Source organism: Arthrobacter sp. ZGTC131, assembly GCF_002929275.1.
In the GTDB taxonomy this organism is placed as follows: Bacteria; Actinomycetota; Actinomycetes; order Actinomycetales; family Micrococcaceae; genus Arthrobacter.
Genome location: NZ_PJIK01000013.1, coordinates 92,160 through 105,369 on the forward strand (window position 1 = coordinate 92,160; position 13,210 = coordinate 105,369).

Here is a 13,210-nt window from a genome sequence, read left to right on the forward strand (position 1 = left end):
GATCAGGGCTTGGCGCTGCCGGTGGGAATGACCGGCGGCGCGGAGTCATCGGCAACGCGCCGGCTTTCGCGCGGGCAGCTGAGCTTGCCCGGTGTCTGGTCTACGAGCGCGGGCTTGATCAGGCCGCGGTAGTCCCCGGTCAGGATGACGTCCACGCTGGCATCGGAGCGGCCGTCCTGGAAGTAATCAGACCCCGGCACGTTCCGCTGGACGCTGAAGGCCGCAGCCTGCCCGGCCGCCCCGGAAACCACGGCTGCCACGCCGCGGTAGCCGCTCTCGGTGTTCCCCACGGCGCCGACGACGAATTTCCGGGCACGGAACTCGTTGGCCGCGGACTTGGCAAGGCCCGCCCGGCTCGTTGAATTGAAGACGTTGACCTTGACCTTGGCGTTGGGCGTGTAGTTGAACGTGGCGTCAGGGCAGAGGTCCGCCGTGTCCTGGGTCTGTATGGCGGTCGGGAACTTGATCTGGCCGTTCATGACGCCCACGGCGCCTAGGATGCCTGCGACAATCAGGCCGAATAGCAGCACGAGCACCACGCCGTGCAGGATGCGTCGTCGCAGCCGGCCCGGGTCGTCCGGAGTGTCGTCCGGCTCCTCGAAAGTGGCCCGAAGCTCGGGGCCTGTGATGACGCGGTGTCCGTGCAGGACCGTGACGTCCTTGGGTTTTCTAGCCATCGATCACCAACACCCGGGCGTGAATGGCAGTGCGCTGGTGCAGGGCCGTGCGGACGGCCCGGTGCAGGCCGTCCTCCAGATAGAGCGTGCCCTTGTACTGCACAACATGCGGAAAGAGGTCGCCGAAGAATGTTGAATCCTCAGCAAGGAGGGCTTCAAGGTCGAGGGTCCGCTTGGTGGTCACGAGTTCATCCAGGCGCACCGGCCGCGGCGGAAGGGCGGCCCAGTCCTTGGGGGTGCTGAAACCATGGTCGGGGTAAGGGCGTCCCTCGCCCACAGCTTTGAATATCACCTTGTAAGCCTAAGCACGTTGCCCGTTCAGGGGAATGTGCAACCGGCCCCGTCCCGAGGTTGTAGCCAAACAGTAACCATGTGTCACATCCCGCTGACTTGCGCCCGGCTCAGCCGGTCCGACGGCACCGGCTGTCAGAATGGAGGCATGACTGCACCCCCTGCGAATGCTGCCGCCGCCGGCTTTGGCGCCCACACGCCGTCGGCCCCTGCCCTTGCCCTGCTCCTGGACGTCGACGGTCCGGTGGCCAGCCCTGTAACGCGGGACGTGAAGCCGGACATCATCTCCGACCTCGTGGCACTGGCCGCCGCAGGCGTCCCGGTTATCTTCAACACGGGCCGCTCGGACGCGTTTATCCGCGAACAGGTGATGGATCCGATGATCGCTGCGGGCATGCCGGCCGGGACGCTGATCCACGCCATCTGCGAAAAAGGCGCCGTCTGGTTCAGCTACACCGCTGCCGGGCCCGGTCCGGTCCACGTGGACCACGAGCTGGCCGTCCCTGCGGCGTACGGGGACGACGTCCGGCGGATGGTGGCCGAAGACTACGCATCGCACATGTTCTTTGATGAGACCAAGCGCGCCATGGTGTCCGTGGAGCAGCACATCGAGGTGCCCAGCAGCGAGTACCTCGCCGAGCAGCAACTGTTCGATGCAGAGGCGATGGAGCTGATGGAGCGCCACGGACTGGGCGTCGTCCGGCTGGATCACCACGCGCCGAATTCCGATGACCAAATCGACTACCGCGTGGACCCAACCATCATCTCCACGGATATAGAGTCCATCCGCCTCGGCAAGGACCTCGGCGCGAGCCGGGCGGTGGAGCTGCTGGCGGCACAGCGCATCATGCCGCAGGCCTGGCGGACAGTGGGCGATTCCCGGACGGACTACGCCATGGCAGACTGGCTGCACCACAACGACCACCAGGTCAAGCATGTGGACGTCCGTCCCGCGGACGGTGTTCCGGTCAAGCCCTATGACATCCTCACGGCCGCTGACCTGGGCCTGGACGCAACGGTCATTCACGACGACGCCGGAGGGGCCTTCCTTCGCAGTTGGAGGGAAGCGCTGGCCGGCTGAGCCCGCTGCCGCCGCGAAGTTGCGCCCGGTACTTTTTTCCTGCAGTTTTTTCGGCAGGACTATCATGCAAGTAAGACCCCACCCAGAACAGCACGGAGAAACACCATTACAGACGTAACGGTTCAGGATGACATTTACTACGGCGGCCAGGCATCCGAGGACGTACCCGCGCTTGCGGAAGTAACGTCGCCGGCTGCTGTTGCGCGCCTCAAGCACCGCCCCGACATCGTGCGCCGCTCGGGCCGGTATGCGCTGATCAACGAGACCCGGACGCCGTACCAGGCGATGGTGGAGGATCTGCTGTTCCTGCGCAACGTGCTGGCCGCGGCCGGGCTGGATTACCTGCTGGTCCGGGGCAACAACGACCGCCCGGTGATCGCCTTGGACTGGAAGAACCGCAAGAAGCTGCGCACCGCCCTCGTGGATGCCTGCCGGAACGAACCGTTCTACTCGATGACCGTGGACGCCAAGAGGAAAACGTCCGTGCTGGTGGCCGACGGCGAACTCTCTACCAACCGGCAGGCGCGGATCTTCCGGCTGTACCGTCCCCGCGTGGAACCCAACGGCGGCTTCGAATTCGGTGCGTCGGCCGGCGTACAGGTGGAGCTATGGAGCTTCCAGGGCAACGAAGTGATCCTGCCGATCGAGAATTCGCTCACGCGCCGCACCATGATGGCCAATGACGCCGTCCGCGGAACCGTTGAGCGCTACGGCCACACCTGGCCCACCATCGAGAACATGTTCGCGGACCACGCGAGCGACATCAGTTTCGACATCGACCTGGTCTTCTCGTGGGTGGACGGAAGTTCCCCCGAATACATCGCGGCCCGGCGGGCACGGATGGCCGGAGCGGTCGTGGGGGAAGGTGACGACCATGAGGCGCGCTACCGCCAGATCAACGAGCTCAAGTATGCGCTGCGGTCCGTTTACATGTTCGCCCCCTGGATCCGCCGCATCTTCATTGCCACGGACTCTCCCGCGCCGGAATGGCTGGCCGACCACCCGTCGGTGACGATTGTCCGGAGCGAGGAGTTTTTCGCCGACCCCGACGTGCTCCCGACGCACAACTCCCAGGCCGTAGAGTGCCAGCTGCACCACATCGGCGGCCTGTCCGAGCACTTCCTGTACTCCAATGACGACATGTTCTTCGGCCGGCCGGTCGGACCGGACATGTTCTTCACGCCGGGCGGGATCACCAAGTTCATCGAGGCAGAGACACGCATCGGCCTCGGTGACAACGACGCGGAACGCAGCGGATTCGAAAACGCCGCGCGGGTGAACCGCAAACTGCTGTGGAACCGCTTCGGCCGGATCACCACGCGGCACCTTGAGCACGCGGCAGCGCCGCTGCGGCGCAGCGTGGTGGCCCAGATGGAGCAGGAGTTCCCCGCGGAGTTCGCCAAGACGGCCGCAAGCACGTTCCGTGCCGCGGACAACATCTCTGTGACCAATTCCTTCTACCACTACTACGCCCTGCTCACCGGACGCGCTGTCACCCAGACCGCGGCCAGGGTCAGGTACGTGGACACCACCGCCCGCGCCGGCCTGAACTACCTCCCGAAGCTGCTGGCCAAGCGCAACATGGACTTCTTCTGCCTCAATGACGGCAGCTTCCCGGAGGTCCCGGCCGCGGAGCGGGCGGAGCTCGTCACCGATTTCCTGGAAAAGTACTACCCCATCAAGGCGCCCTGGGAAAAGTAGCCGGGAGCGCAGGCGGTGCCCCCGGCTACGGGTAGCCGGGGGCGGGGCAGGCTGGTCAGCCTACTTGCTGGTCAGCACCGGGCGCTTTGCGTGCTCGGGGATGCGGATTCCGGCAGCGGCCAGCCGACGTTCCGTCTCTTCCGGGCTGACGTACTCCCCTACTGTCGGCGCAGTTCCCAGGGGAACCACCGAATGCACGATCGTGTGCTCATAGACGTGCACGAGGTTGAAGGCCTGCCCGGCGTCGCGCCCGCGCGTGCCCCCCACCGGGACGTTCAGGTCCTGGGTATAGCACGTGGCGGAGGCCACCGACACCGGTATGCCGGCAAACGTCCCCGTTGTGGAATAGTGCAGGTGCCCGGCAAGGATGGTGCGGACATCCGAGTTGCGGACCACTGCGGCCAGGGATGCCTGGTCGCGGAGCTCCACGAGCACGGAGAGGTCCAGGACAGAAGGCACCGGAGGATGGTGGAGTGCAAGGATGGTTCCGTCCGGGGCCGGGGTCTCCAGCTGGGCGGCAAGCCAGTCAAGCTGATCGTCGCTAAGCTCACCGTGGTGGTATCCCGGCACGGAGGTGTCCATGGTGATGACACGCAGGCCATTCACGTAGTAGCTGTGGTCCACAGGATCGTCGTTGCCCGGCTGGTCCAATAGGCCGGCCCGGAAGTTGGCCCGGTTGTCATGGTTACCCATGGCCCAGATGACCTTGGCACCGAGGTCCCTGCATGCCGGTTCAACGATCGCACGAAGCTTGGCGTAGGCCTCGGGGTCACCTTTGTCTGCCAGGTCACCGGTAAAGATCACGGCTTCCGGGCGCGCGCCGGAGGCTTGGACCTCGTCGAAAAGCTGGATCAGGCGGGCTTCGCTGTCAACGGCGCCATAAAGGGGGTCCGGACCTCCCAGCAGGTGGGGGTCACTCAGGTGGAGTAGAAAATGACGTGGCCGGGGGTGCTCGGCCTCGATGAGCTCCATTGCTGCCTTCGCGGTAGTTAGGAAGCGGGGCGCCTCCAGTGTCCCTCTCAGTACGCTCCATCCAACCAGATATAAAGCGAACTTAGGGGAAACTGGAGTTGGCATGTTGAAAAATTACGGCTGCGCCGCCGCCTTCGGTCTACCTTCCTCGCTTTCGTTTCCTGACGGCAGGCATCACGCGATGACCGCCTCGATGGCTTGCCGCAGCTCCGGCGACGCCGGATCCACGGCGGAGGCGAACCGCCCCACAACTTCACCGTCACGGTTGACCAGGAACTTCTCAAAGTTCCACCTGACGGTGCCCGGCAAAATGCTCTTCTTGAACTTGGTCAGCTCGCTGTAAAGGGGGTGCTGTTCTTTGCCGCGGACATCAGTCTTGGCGGTCAGGGGGAAGGTTACGCCGAAGTTTCTCTCGCAAAAGTCTGCGATCTCCGCGTCGTCGCCGGGTTCCTGCCCGCCGAACTGGTCGCAGGGGACGCCCAGGACCTCGAGTCCCCTGCTGCGGTAGAGCCCATAGAGCTCCTCAAGGCCGGCGTACTGCCGCGTGAAGCCGCACTCGGAGGCTACATTCACCACCAGCACCGCGTTCCCTTTGTAGCGTCCAAAATCTATTGCGGTTCCGTCAATGAGTGTCAACGGAATCGTGTGGAGGGAAGTCACATGATGCTCTCTGGCCGGGTGCATAGCTGTCATTAATGACAACGGTGTTGATTGCCGCTGCATTCCTTCGACCTCCTCACCCGGCTAGTTAAGCCAGCCGGACGGCGGGCAACCGCCCGCCGCACCTACGGCGCGGCGTCCGGCTCCGCCGTCACCACACCTTCAGGCACGGCCTCTGTGGCGGCAGCCACGGGGGCTTCAGTTGGAACAGCCAGCGACGACGTCACGGGCGTCGGATCGGCCGTGGGAACCGGCTCAGGCTCGACGGGAGCCAAGGTCTCCGTGGCCGACGGAGTCGGAATCGGATCCGTCGCAGGCGGCACGGGATCCGTTGGCGCCGGTTCCGCCGTCGGGACGGGCTCCGCTGGAGGAACCGGGGCAACGGGCGCCGGTTCCGCAGTCACGGGCGGCTCCACCGGAACCGGTTCAACCGGAGGCGGAGTCGGCTCTGCGGGAGGCGGAGTCGGAGTGGGAGTTGGCGTGGGGGTCGGGGTAGGCGTGGGGGTGGGAGTAGGCGTTGGCGTGGGGGTAGGCGTGGGCTTTGGCGCCGCCTTCGGCGTTGTGGGGGCCGTCGGCTTGGGGGGTGCGGTGATGGTCGGCGTCGTGGCCGTCCGTGTCGACGACGAATTCGGCACCAGTGTGGTCCCTGCTGCGGCTGCGGTGGTCCGCGGCTTGGCGGCTGCAGCGGCAGCAACGGGCGACAGTCCGTCGTCGGTGTTTCCGGGCAGATACGGGATCGCCCAGCCGGAGGTCACAGCGGCGCCGGGGTCGAAACTGGTCAGGACCGCCGGCGTCAGCCGGTCGACTTGCCGGGTGGGCAGCAGGGTCCAGTCCAGCGGGTCCTGGTGCTGTCCGTCTTTGACAACTTCGAAATGCAGGTGGCACCCGGTTGAGGATCCGGTGCTGCCCACTTCTGCAATGACCTCGCCAACGCGAACCTCATCGCCTTTTTCGACGGCTATTCCCTGCAGGTGGTTGTACGTGGTGATCAGTCCGTTTCCGTGGTCGATCTCCACCCGGTTGCCACCGCCCCAAGGGTGCCATCCGGCTGCCCGGACCACCCCGGAGTCTGCTGCGTAGACGCGGGTTCCGCAGGCCGCGGCGTAGTCCTGCCCCCAGTGGAATTCACCATCTTCGCCCGTCAGCGGGTTATGCCGCAGCCCGAACCCGGAAGTTGAGGTGAGTAGTTCGAGCGGCGCCATGAGGAAGCCTGCCCGGGGCCGCTGTAATGCAGTGGACGCCACTCCGGGCGTTCGCGGTTTGGCTGCCTTCTTGGCTATCGACGTACCCACGACCGTACGGCCGGACGGGATCCTGGTGAGGGCGTCGGGGGCTGGCTCGCCCAGCGTATGTCCTTGATTCGCGCTGTCCGGATCAAGGAGCGTCGGGCCCACGACTCCGGAAGGAGCTGTCAGCGGGACAGCGTCCCCGGCAGGTTGCTGCATTGAACTGGCTGGTCCCTGAAACCCAAAGGCGAAGACGGAAAACCCGACGACCACAGCCGCGGAGAGACTCCGCAAAGCAATCCGGCCGGGTCCAACTACCCCCGGTGCACGTCCGTTTCCCCCATGAGTTGCCAATGAAATCTCCTGAATTAGGACCCGCCAAACTCCTATCTCGACGAGCGTGTCCTCCATTGTGGCCACAGGCCAGGCCGGCAGGAAACCCCTAAAACTGGGGGGCTAATACGATGCTATTCATAGGCTTAAGCAGCCAGCATTCCTGGGCAAGAATATAAACATGCGGAATTTCCCTAGGGAATGGCGGGCCGAAGTTAGGCGGACGCTTACCGGAAGTCCGGACGTGGCGCCCGAATGGTCACTGGCGTTTGCGCAGGGAGACGACCCCGGCTACTACCTTCCTGGTTCTGCAGTGTGGGCCGTGCATGGGGGCATGCCCACATTAATCGCAGGCATTCGGTCATTGCTCATGCAGTCGCTTCACCCCGGCGTCCTTGCGGGCGTCCATGACCACTCGAACTTCCGCGAGGACGCCGTGGGCCGACTCGCCAACACAACCCGCTGGATTCACGCCGTCACCTACGGTTCCAAGGCGGACGCCCTTGCCGCGAGCAGGCGCGTGCAACGGCTCCACGAATCGGTGCGCGGAAAATACATTGATGGGCACGGCGATGTTCAGGACTATTCGGCGAACGATCCCGAACTACTCGGGTGGGTCCACCTCACTTTCACCGACTCGTTCCTCTGCGCCCACAAGATGTGGGGCGGGCGCATCCCGGGCGGTCCCGATGCGTACGTCCGGGAATGGGCACAGGCAGGCAGGCTCATGGGCGTGGACTCGCCTCCGCTGAGAGAGTCCGAACTGAAGCCACAACTGGACGCCTGGTATGCATCGGGCAGCCTTCGTTACGACGAGCGCGTAGCAGAAACCGTGGCTTTCATCCGCAATCCGCCCCTGCATCCGTTCCTGAAGCCCGGCTACAGAGTCCTGTTCGAGGCCGCGGTGCTCAGCCTTGAGCCCCGCTACCGCGCGATGCTTGGCCTGCGGACGGCCCGGCTTGGTCCCTTGCCGCTGCCGGTGACCATCGCCGCGCGGGTGACTCTCGCCGTCGTGCGCCTTGCGCTGGACCGGGCGGGGCCGAACGAGCAGGCGGCACGGGCGCGGCTCCGCCGGCTGGGAGTGGCCTAGGAAACAGAAAACCCGGTTCCGACAATGTCAGAACCGGGTTTTCCGATGGCGGAGAATGGGGGATTTGAACCCCCGAGGGCGTTAACCCAACACGCGTTCCAGGCGTGCGCCATAGGCCGCTAGGCGAATTCTCCAGTAGCTTCTGAATCAAAAGCAGATACTAGAATACCTGAACTTTTCGGCATCGCCCAATTGGGCGTTTCGGGACCCTCGCACGGCCAGCTGTTCGCGGCCCTGCGGCCGCCCGCCCGGCCTTTGCGACCGATGACGCTAGGGTGCCAGGCTGGGAGGATGGTGCCATGCCCCAGCTCCACGCCCTCGTTGCCTATGTACCCGAAACCCATGCCGAAGAGGTGCTTGCCGCCATCGGGGATGCCGGCGCCGGCAGGCTGGGCAACTACTCGCACTGTGCGTTTACTTCTGCGGGCACGGGACGGTTCACGCCCCTCCCCGGAGCCGAGCCCTTCATCGGCGCACGGGGCGTGCCGGAGCAAGTGGCCGAGGTCCGGATCGAGTGCGTCGTGGAAGAGGAAGTGCTCGACGCCGTCATCCGGGCCCTGCGATCGGTCCATCCTTACGAGGAGCCTGCCTTCATGAGCTGGCCCGTCAACGGGCATCGGTGAGGGGCTTGGTATCGGGCCCGGGCGGCAGGTCCCGAGCCGATTCGGGGCACACCGAAACTTCGGGTAAACTGTCTGACGGCCCCTCATGTGGCGTCATCCTGTTGAACTCCCCCAGGACCGGAAGGTAGCAAGGGTAAACGGGCTCTGGCGGGTGCATGAGGGGTCTTTTATGTCAGTCCCGATTGGTAGGGTTTTCTCTGTGACTGTTACTACTGCCCTCTACCGTAGATACCGCCCCGATTCGTTCGCGGACGTTATCGGGCAGGAACATGTCACGGAGCCGCTCATGACGGCGCTGCGGAAAAACCGGGTGAACCACGCCTACTTGTTCTCCGGCCCGCGAGGCTGTGGCAAGACCACATCCGCCCGCATTCTGGCCCGCTGCCTCAACTGCGCCAAGGGCCCCACCGACACCCCTTGCGGCGTGTGCCCCAGCTGCGTGGAACTGGCCCGCGGCGGCTCCGGGTCACTCGATGTGATCGAGATCGACGCCGCCAGCCACGGCGGTGTCGACGACGCCCGGGACCTCCGCGAGCGCGCCACCTATGCTCCGGTGCGGGACCGCTACAAGATCTTCATCATCGACGAAGCCCACATGGTCACGTCGGCCGGCTTCAACGCGCTGCTGAAGATTGTCGAAGAGCCCCCGGAACATATCAAATTCATCTTTGCCACCACGGAACCGGAGAAGGTCATCGGGACCATCCGGTCCCGCACGCATCACTACCCCTTCCGCCTGGTGCCGCCCGAGCCGCTGATGGCCTATCTGGAACTTCTCTGCAAGCAGGAGAACGTGCCCGTAGCGCCGGGCGTGCTGTCGCTGGTCATCCGCGCCGGAGCCGGGTCCGTCCGCGATTCCCTTTCCGTCCTTGACCAGCTGATGGCCGGCGCCGGCCCCGATGGCCTTGACTATGAGCTCGCCGTCGCGCTCCTTGGCTACACGCACGCTTCACTCCTGGACGACGTCGTCGAGGCGATCGCAGCCTCTGACTCCGCAACTGTCTTCCGGGCGGTGGACCGCGTCATCCAGACGGGGCACGATCCCCGCCGCTTCGTGGAAGACCTCCTGGAGCGGTTCCGGGACCTCATCATCGTCCAGGCAATGCCGGAGAGCGCCCAGTCCATCCTTCGCGGCATGCCCGCAGACCAGATTGCCCGGATGCACAACCAGGCGCACAACCTCGGCGCGGCGGAGCTTTCCCGCGCGGCCGACGTCACCAACACCGCGCTGACGGAAATGACCGGCGCCACGTCACCGCGGCTGCACCTCGAACTCCTCTGCGCCCGCATCCTGCTGCCCAGCGCCGAACAGACCGAACGCGGGATCGCAGCCCGGATTGACCGTGTGGAACGGAGGCTGAACTACGCGGGGAACGACGTCGGCGCTCCCGCCGCCGTTCCCCCAGCCCCGGCGGCGGCTGCTACTCCAGCGGCTCCCGTTCAGCCGGCGGCGGCTGCTACTCCAGCGGCTCCGTCTGCACCGGCTGTTCCGGCCGCACAGCCTTCCCCTGTCCGGCAACCGGCTGCTGCGCCCGTCACTGCGCAAGCCGAACGGGAGCCCCTTGCTGCACCCCGGATCAGTACCAATGACTGGCCGGTTGATGAGTCACCTTCGGGCGTCCGCAGGGCGGCTTCGGAGCCGTCGCCAGCGGCAGCCGGACGGGAAGCTGCTCCGCCGAGCCGGCCCGCCCAGCCCGCGCAAGAGCCCCGGCCCGCTTCCGGTGAGCAGGCCGTACCGCCTGTCCAGCCAGCGCCTGTTCAGCCGGCGCGTGTCCAGTCGGCGTCTGTCCAACCGGCGCCGCCCGCGAGCGACTCACGGCCGCTTCCTGGCACGCCGACTGCCCGGGGTCCGGAGTCACGGCCGGAACCGGCCGCGGCCCAGACCGCTCCGCCGCAGCGTGCGGTATCCGCACCAGCGGGCCCAGGTGCCGACGTCGAGGTTCTTCGCCGCGCCTGGCCGGAGATCCTGCAGACCCTCACCAAGATCAAGCGCAGCACATGGGCCCTCGTGGAGCCGAACGCCCAGGTTGGCCAGTTCGACGGCCAGGTGCTTACCCTCGTCTTCACGACGTCCGGACTGGCCGGGGCCTTCGGCCGGGCGGACCACTCCGAGAACTTGCGGCAAGCCATCCACAAGACGATCGGCATTGACTGCCAGATCACTGCGGTGGCGGCCGGATCCAGCAGCGCAGCGAGCTCTGAGCCAAACCCAAAAGCTCCTACCAGCCGGGACATCCCGGCTACCACAACTGATGCGGACTGGGGGCTCGCCCCCGCCACACCGGATACAACGCAGGCTTCAGCGCCGGCTTCACAGAGCCGCGCCGACTCCGTTGCCTCCGCCGCGGATCGTTCCGACGCTGTTCCCTCAGCTGGCGGTCCTTCCGACGGAGTCCCCTCAAATGTGATTCCGGCGGGTGCGCAACCAGCGGCTGCGGACCCGGTGCCCGCAGCGAGCCCGGCCGATTCCGCGCCTGCGCCGTCGTCGGCTGCGGCCTGGTCGGCAGCCGCCGCCCCATCGGCGGACCCTGCGGACGCCTCCCGCTCGGCCGAATCAGGCCCGGCGGACCCTGCGGCCGCCTCCCGCTCGGCCGAATCAGGCTCGGCCGACGTCGCCCGTGCTGACGTCGCCCGTACTGAAGCAGCCCTGCCCTCTGGTGGGGACGCCCGCAGCGCAGCTGGCAGCCAGCCGTCGCACGGCCACGGGCAGGATTCGCCCGGGCACACGTTTGACGCCCCGCAGGCCGGCGCCTATTCCTACCCGGATGACGACTGGGGCCCCCCTCTCGACGAGGACGCTCCGCCCCTGGATGAAGAACCGCCCATGGACTGGGAACCTGCAGGCCAGGCTCCCGCACGCCCTGCCCTGTCGTCGCCCGACCATACCCGCACAGCACCCGCTGGCGCCGCCCCCGCTTCCGTCGGGCCGGCCTCCGCCGCCTCCGGTGGCCGCACTGCCGCGCGGGAGACGTCTGATGATCCGTGGACGCGGGCCGTGGAACAGGCTCCAGGGGTGTGGCTCCTCGGTTCCGAATCCAACGTCGGCAAGACGCAGGGCGAACCCGGCGGTGCGTCGGAGACGGTTCCCCCGGCGCCAGCCGCCCCGAGCTACGAGCCGGCAGCAGCGCAGGTTCCCCGCACCGAACGCCCGGTGCCGACCGTCCCTGACGCTGCACCGTTCCCCGCGGCCGGCCCGGTTCAACCGCCGGACAGCGGCGGCGCTCCCCCGCCGGCCGTAACGCCCCAAACGGACGTGCCCCAGTTCGCCCCCGCTTATGCCATGGCAGGCGCCCCGGCGTCCGGCAGCCATGACTACGGTGTCCCGGCACACGGCATTCAGCCACACAGCGTTCCGGCACCCTCCGCGCAGGCCGTCGGCGCACAAACAGCTGCCGGTGCCCAAACACAGGTGCGGGTGCCGGCCTTCGCGCCGAGCGCTGCTCCGGTTAAGCAGCCCGGCGCGGCCACCGCTACAGTCCACTCGGCTGGAGCGGCTACGGCAGCGCCGCCGGCACCCGGCAACGGAAAGCTGAGCCTTTACCAGCGGCTGTCCAACAGCCCCGAGGCCGAGGCAGGACGGGCCAAGGCGCCTGCCCGGCAGGCCGAGTCCGCGGCGCCCTTCGTGCAGGACATTCCCAGTGCGGACGACGAAACGATCGAGGAGTCCGGCGTCTTTGGCCGGGCCGCCGTCGAGCGTATTCTGGGCGGAAAGCTCATTGAGGAACGGTCGCTCGACGGAAGCCCGCTGCTGCCCCGCTACTAGGCCCAACTGATCACCGCCTGACAGCCGGGCGTCCCTGCCCGGCGTTCCGCCGCGCCGGCCTTGCCGGCCGGCGGCCTTCCAACCAAGTAATCGAGGACATTGTGTACGAGGGTGCAGTTCAAGAGCTGATCGATGAGCTCGGACGCCTCCCCGGCGTGGGGCCGAAGTCGGCCCAGCGGCTGGCCTTCCACATTCTGGAGGCCGACCCCCAGGACATGAAGCGGCTGGTGGAGGCCATCACCACGGTGAAGGAGCGCGTCAAGTTCTGCACAGCCTGCGGCAACGTGACAGAGCAGGAATTGTGCAACATCTGCCGGGACCCGCGCCGGGACCCGTCCGTTATCTGTGTTGTGGAGGAATCCAAGGACGTGTTGGCCGTGGAGCGCACCCGGTCATTCCGCGGCAGGTACCACGTGCTGGGCGGCGCCATCAATCCGATCGCGGGCATCGGCCCCGAGCAGCTGCGGATCCGCGAGCTCCTCACCCGGCTCAATGACGGCGCCATCCAGGAAATCATCATTGCCACCGACCCGAACCTGGAGGGCGAAGCGACCGCAACGTACCTGGCACGGATGCTCAAGTCGATCGGCATCACTGTCACCCGGCTCGCCTCCGGACTGCCGGTTGGCGGCGACCTCGAATACGCCGATGAAGTCACCTTGGGCCGGGCCTTCGAAGGCCGCCGGAACGCCCTGAGCTGACCGCCCAGGGTCACAATTCAACGCGAGACGGACGGCGGCGATAAACTGTTGGCATTAGTTACGCCGTCGCGCCGCAAGGCCGCCTGGCCTCC

The 13,210-nt window shown here is 66.4% G+C and carries 11 protein-coding genes, 1 tRNA gene and 1 other RNA gene; 7 read left to right on the forward strand and 6 right to left on the reverse strand.

Annotation, left to right across the window (positions count from 1 at the left end; translation table 11 throughout):
• Window positions 1-2 precede the first annotated feature (2 nt).
• On the reverse strand, window positions 3-677 hold the full coding sequence (locus tag CXQ90_RS16110) for a LytR C-terminal domain-containing protein (protein ID WP_104140388.1): 675 nt from the start codon (window positions 675-677) through the stop codon (window positions 3-5).
• Window positions 670-969, reverse strand: coding sequence for a type II toxin-antitoxin system VapB family antitoxin (locus CXQ90_RS16115; RefSeq protein ID WP_104140389.1), 300 nt, complete (start codon window positions 967-969; stop codon window positions 670-672). Before CXQ90_RS16115 ends, CXQ90_RS16110 begins: the two co-directional genes overlap by 8 nt.
• Window positions 970-1,116: 147 nt before the next feature.
• Between CXQ90_RS16115 and CXQ90_RS16120 the strand changes: the two genes are divergently transcribed.
• Together CXQ90_RS16120 and CXQ90_RS16125 are read left to right on the forward strand one after the other, a co-directional pair.
• Window positions 1,117-2,049, forward strand: a complete 933-nt coding sequence (locus CXQ90_RS16120) for a hypothetical protein (RefSeq protein ID WP_104140390.1) — start codon at window positions 1,117-1,119, stop codon at window positions 2,047-2,049.
• Window positions 2,050-2,274: 225 nt separating this feature from the next.
• Window positions 2,275-3,750, forward strand: coding sequence for a stealth family protein (locus tag CXQ90_RS16125; protein ID WP_258064562.1), 1,476 nt, complete (start codon window positions 2,275-2,277; stop codon window positions 3,748-3,750).
• A 60-nt stretch (window positions 3,751-3,810) separates the two neighbouring features.
• Here CXQ90_RS16125 and CXQ90_RS16130 read toward each other — a convergent pair whose 3' ends face one another.
• The 3 genes from CXQ90_RS16130 to CXQ90_RS23175 all read right to left on the reverse strand — a co-directional run bounded on the left by CXQ90_RS16130 (window position 3,811) and on the right by CXQ90_RS23175 (window position 6,827).
• Window positions 3,811-4,722 (reverse strand): phosphodiesterase, encoded by a 912-nt coding sequence (locus CXQ90_RS16130; protein WP_104140391.1) that lies wholly within the window; start codon window positions 4,720-4,722, stop codon window positions 3,811-3,813.
• A 174-nt stretch (window positions 4,723-4,896) separates the two neighbouring features.
• Entirely contained in the window at window positions 4,897-5,382 is a 486-nt protein-coding gene (locus CXQ90_RS16135; RefSeq protein WP_104140436.1) for a glutathione peroxidase, read from the reverse strand.
• A gap of 125 nt (window positions 5,383-5,507) precedes the next feature.
• On the reverse strand, window positions 5,508-6,827 hold the full coding sequence (locus CXQ90_RS23175) for a peptidoglycan DD-metalloendopeptidase family protein (protein ID WP_308470557.1): 1,320 nt from the start codon (window positions 6,825-6,827) through the stop codon (window positions 5,508-5,510).
• A 295-nt stretch (window positions 6,828-7,122) separates the two neighbouring features.
• On the opposite strand from CXQ90_RS23175, the gene CXQ90_RS16145 reads away from it, so the two are divergent.
• The gene (locus CXQ90_RS16145) at window positions 7,123-8,031 is read left to right on the forward strand and encodes an oxygenase MpaB family protein (protein WP_104140393.1); all 909 of its coding nucleotides are present in this window, start codon (window positions 7,123-7,125) and stop codon (window positions 8,029-8,031) included.
• 46 nt (window positions 8,032-8,077) lie between these two features.
• On the opposite strand, the gene CXQ90_RS16150 is transcribed toward CXQ90_RS16145, so the two are convergent.
• A tRNA-Ser gene (locus CXQ90_RS16150) sits at window positions 8,078-8,165 on the reverse strand.
• Between the two features lie 165 nt (window positions 8,166-8,330).
• On the opposite strand from CXQ90_RS16150, the gene CXQ90_RS16155 reads away from it, so the two are divergent.
• From CXQ90_RS16155 to recR, 4 genes are all read left to right on the forward strand, one after another.
• Window positions 8,331-8,654 (forward strand): hypothetical protein, encoded by a 324-nt coding sequence (locus tag CXQ90_RS16155; RefSeq protein ID WP_104140394.1) that lies wholly within the window; start codon window positions 8,331-8,333, stop codon window positions 8,652-8,654.
• Window positions 8,655-8,728: 74 nt separating this feature from the next.
• Window positions 8,729-8,825: signal recognition particle sRNA small type (ffs, locus tag CXQ90_RS16160), an RNA gene on the forward strand.
• Window positions 8,824-12,417: a DNA polymerase III subunit gamma and tau gene (locus CXQ90_RS16165; protein WP_104140395.1), complete on the forward strand. Its 3,594-nt coding sequence runs from the start codon at window positions 8,824-8,826 to the stop codon at window positions 12,415-12,417. The genes ffs and CXQ90_RS16165 overlap by 2 nt, the downstream gene beginning before the upstream one ends.
• Window positions 12,418-12,518: 101 nt before the next feature.
• Window positions 12,519-13,118: a recombination mediator RecR gene (gene recR / locus CXQ90_RS16170; protein WP_056631186.1), complete on the forward strand. Its 600-nt coding sequence runs from the start codon at window positions 12,519-12,521 to the stop codon at window positions 13,116-13,118.
• Window positions 13,119-13,210: the final 92 nt, after the last annotated feature.

Bases quoted from the DNA above. Each gene is read 5' to 3' on its own strand.
- CXQ90_RS16110 (WP_104140388.1), bottom strand. From the start codon at position 677: ATGGCTAGAAAACCCAAGGACGTCACGGTCCTGCACGGACACCGCGTC.
- CXQ90_RS16120 (WP_104140390.1), top strand. From the start codon at position 1,117: ATGACTGCACCCCCTGCGAATGCTGCCGCCGCCGGCTTTGGCGCCCAC.
- CXQ90_RS16130 (WP_104140391.1), bottom strand. From the start codon at position 4,722: ATGGAGCTCATCGAGGCCGAGCACCCCCGGCCACGTCATTTTCTACTC.
- CXQ90_RS23175 (WP_308470557.1), bottom strand. From the start codon at position 6,827: ATGCAGCAACCTGCCGGGGACGCTGTCCCGCTGACAGCTCCTTCCGGA.
- CXQ90_RS16145 (WP_104140393.1), top strand. From the start codon at position 7,123: ATGCGGAATTTCCCTAGGGAATGGCGGGCCGAAGTTAGGCGGACGCTT.
- CXQ90_RS16155 (WP_104140394.1), top strand. From the start codon at position 8,331: ATGCCCCAGCTCCACGCCCTCGTTGCCTATGTACCCGAAACCCATGCC.
- CXQ90_RS16165 (WP_104140395.1), top strand. From the start codon at position 8,824: ATGTCAGTCCCGATTGGTAGGGTTTTCTCTGTGACTGTTACTACTGCC.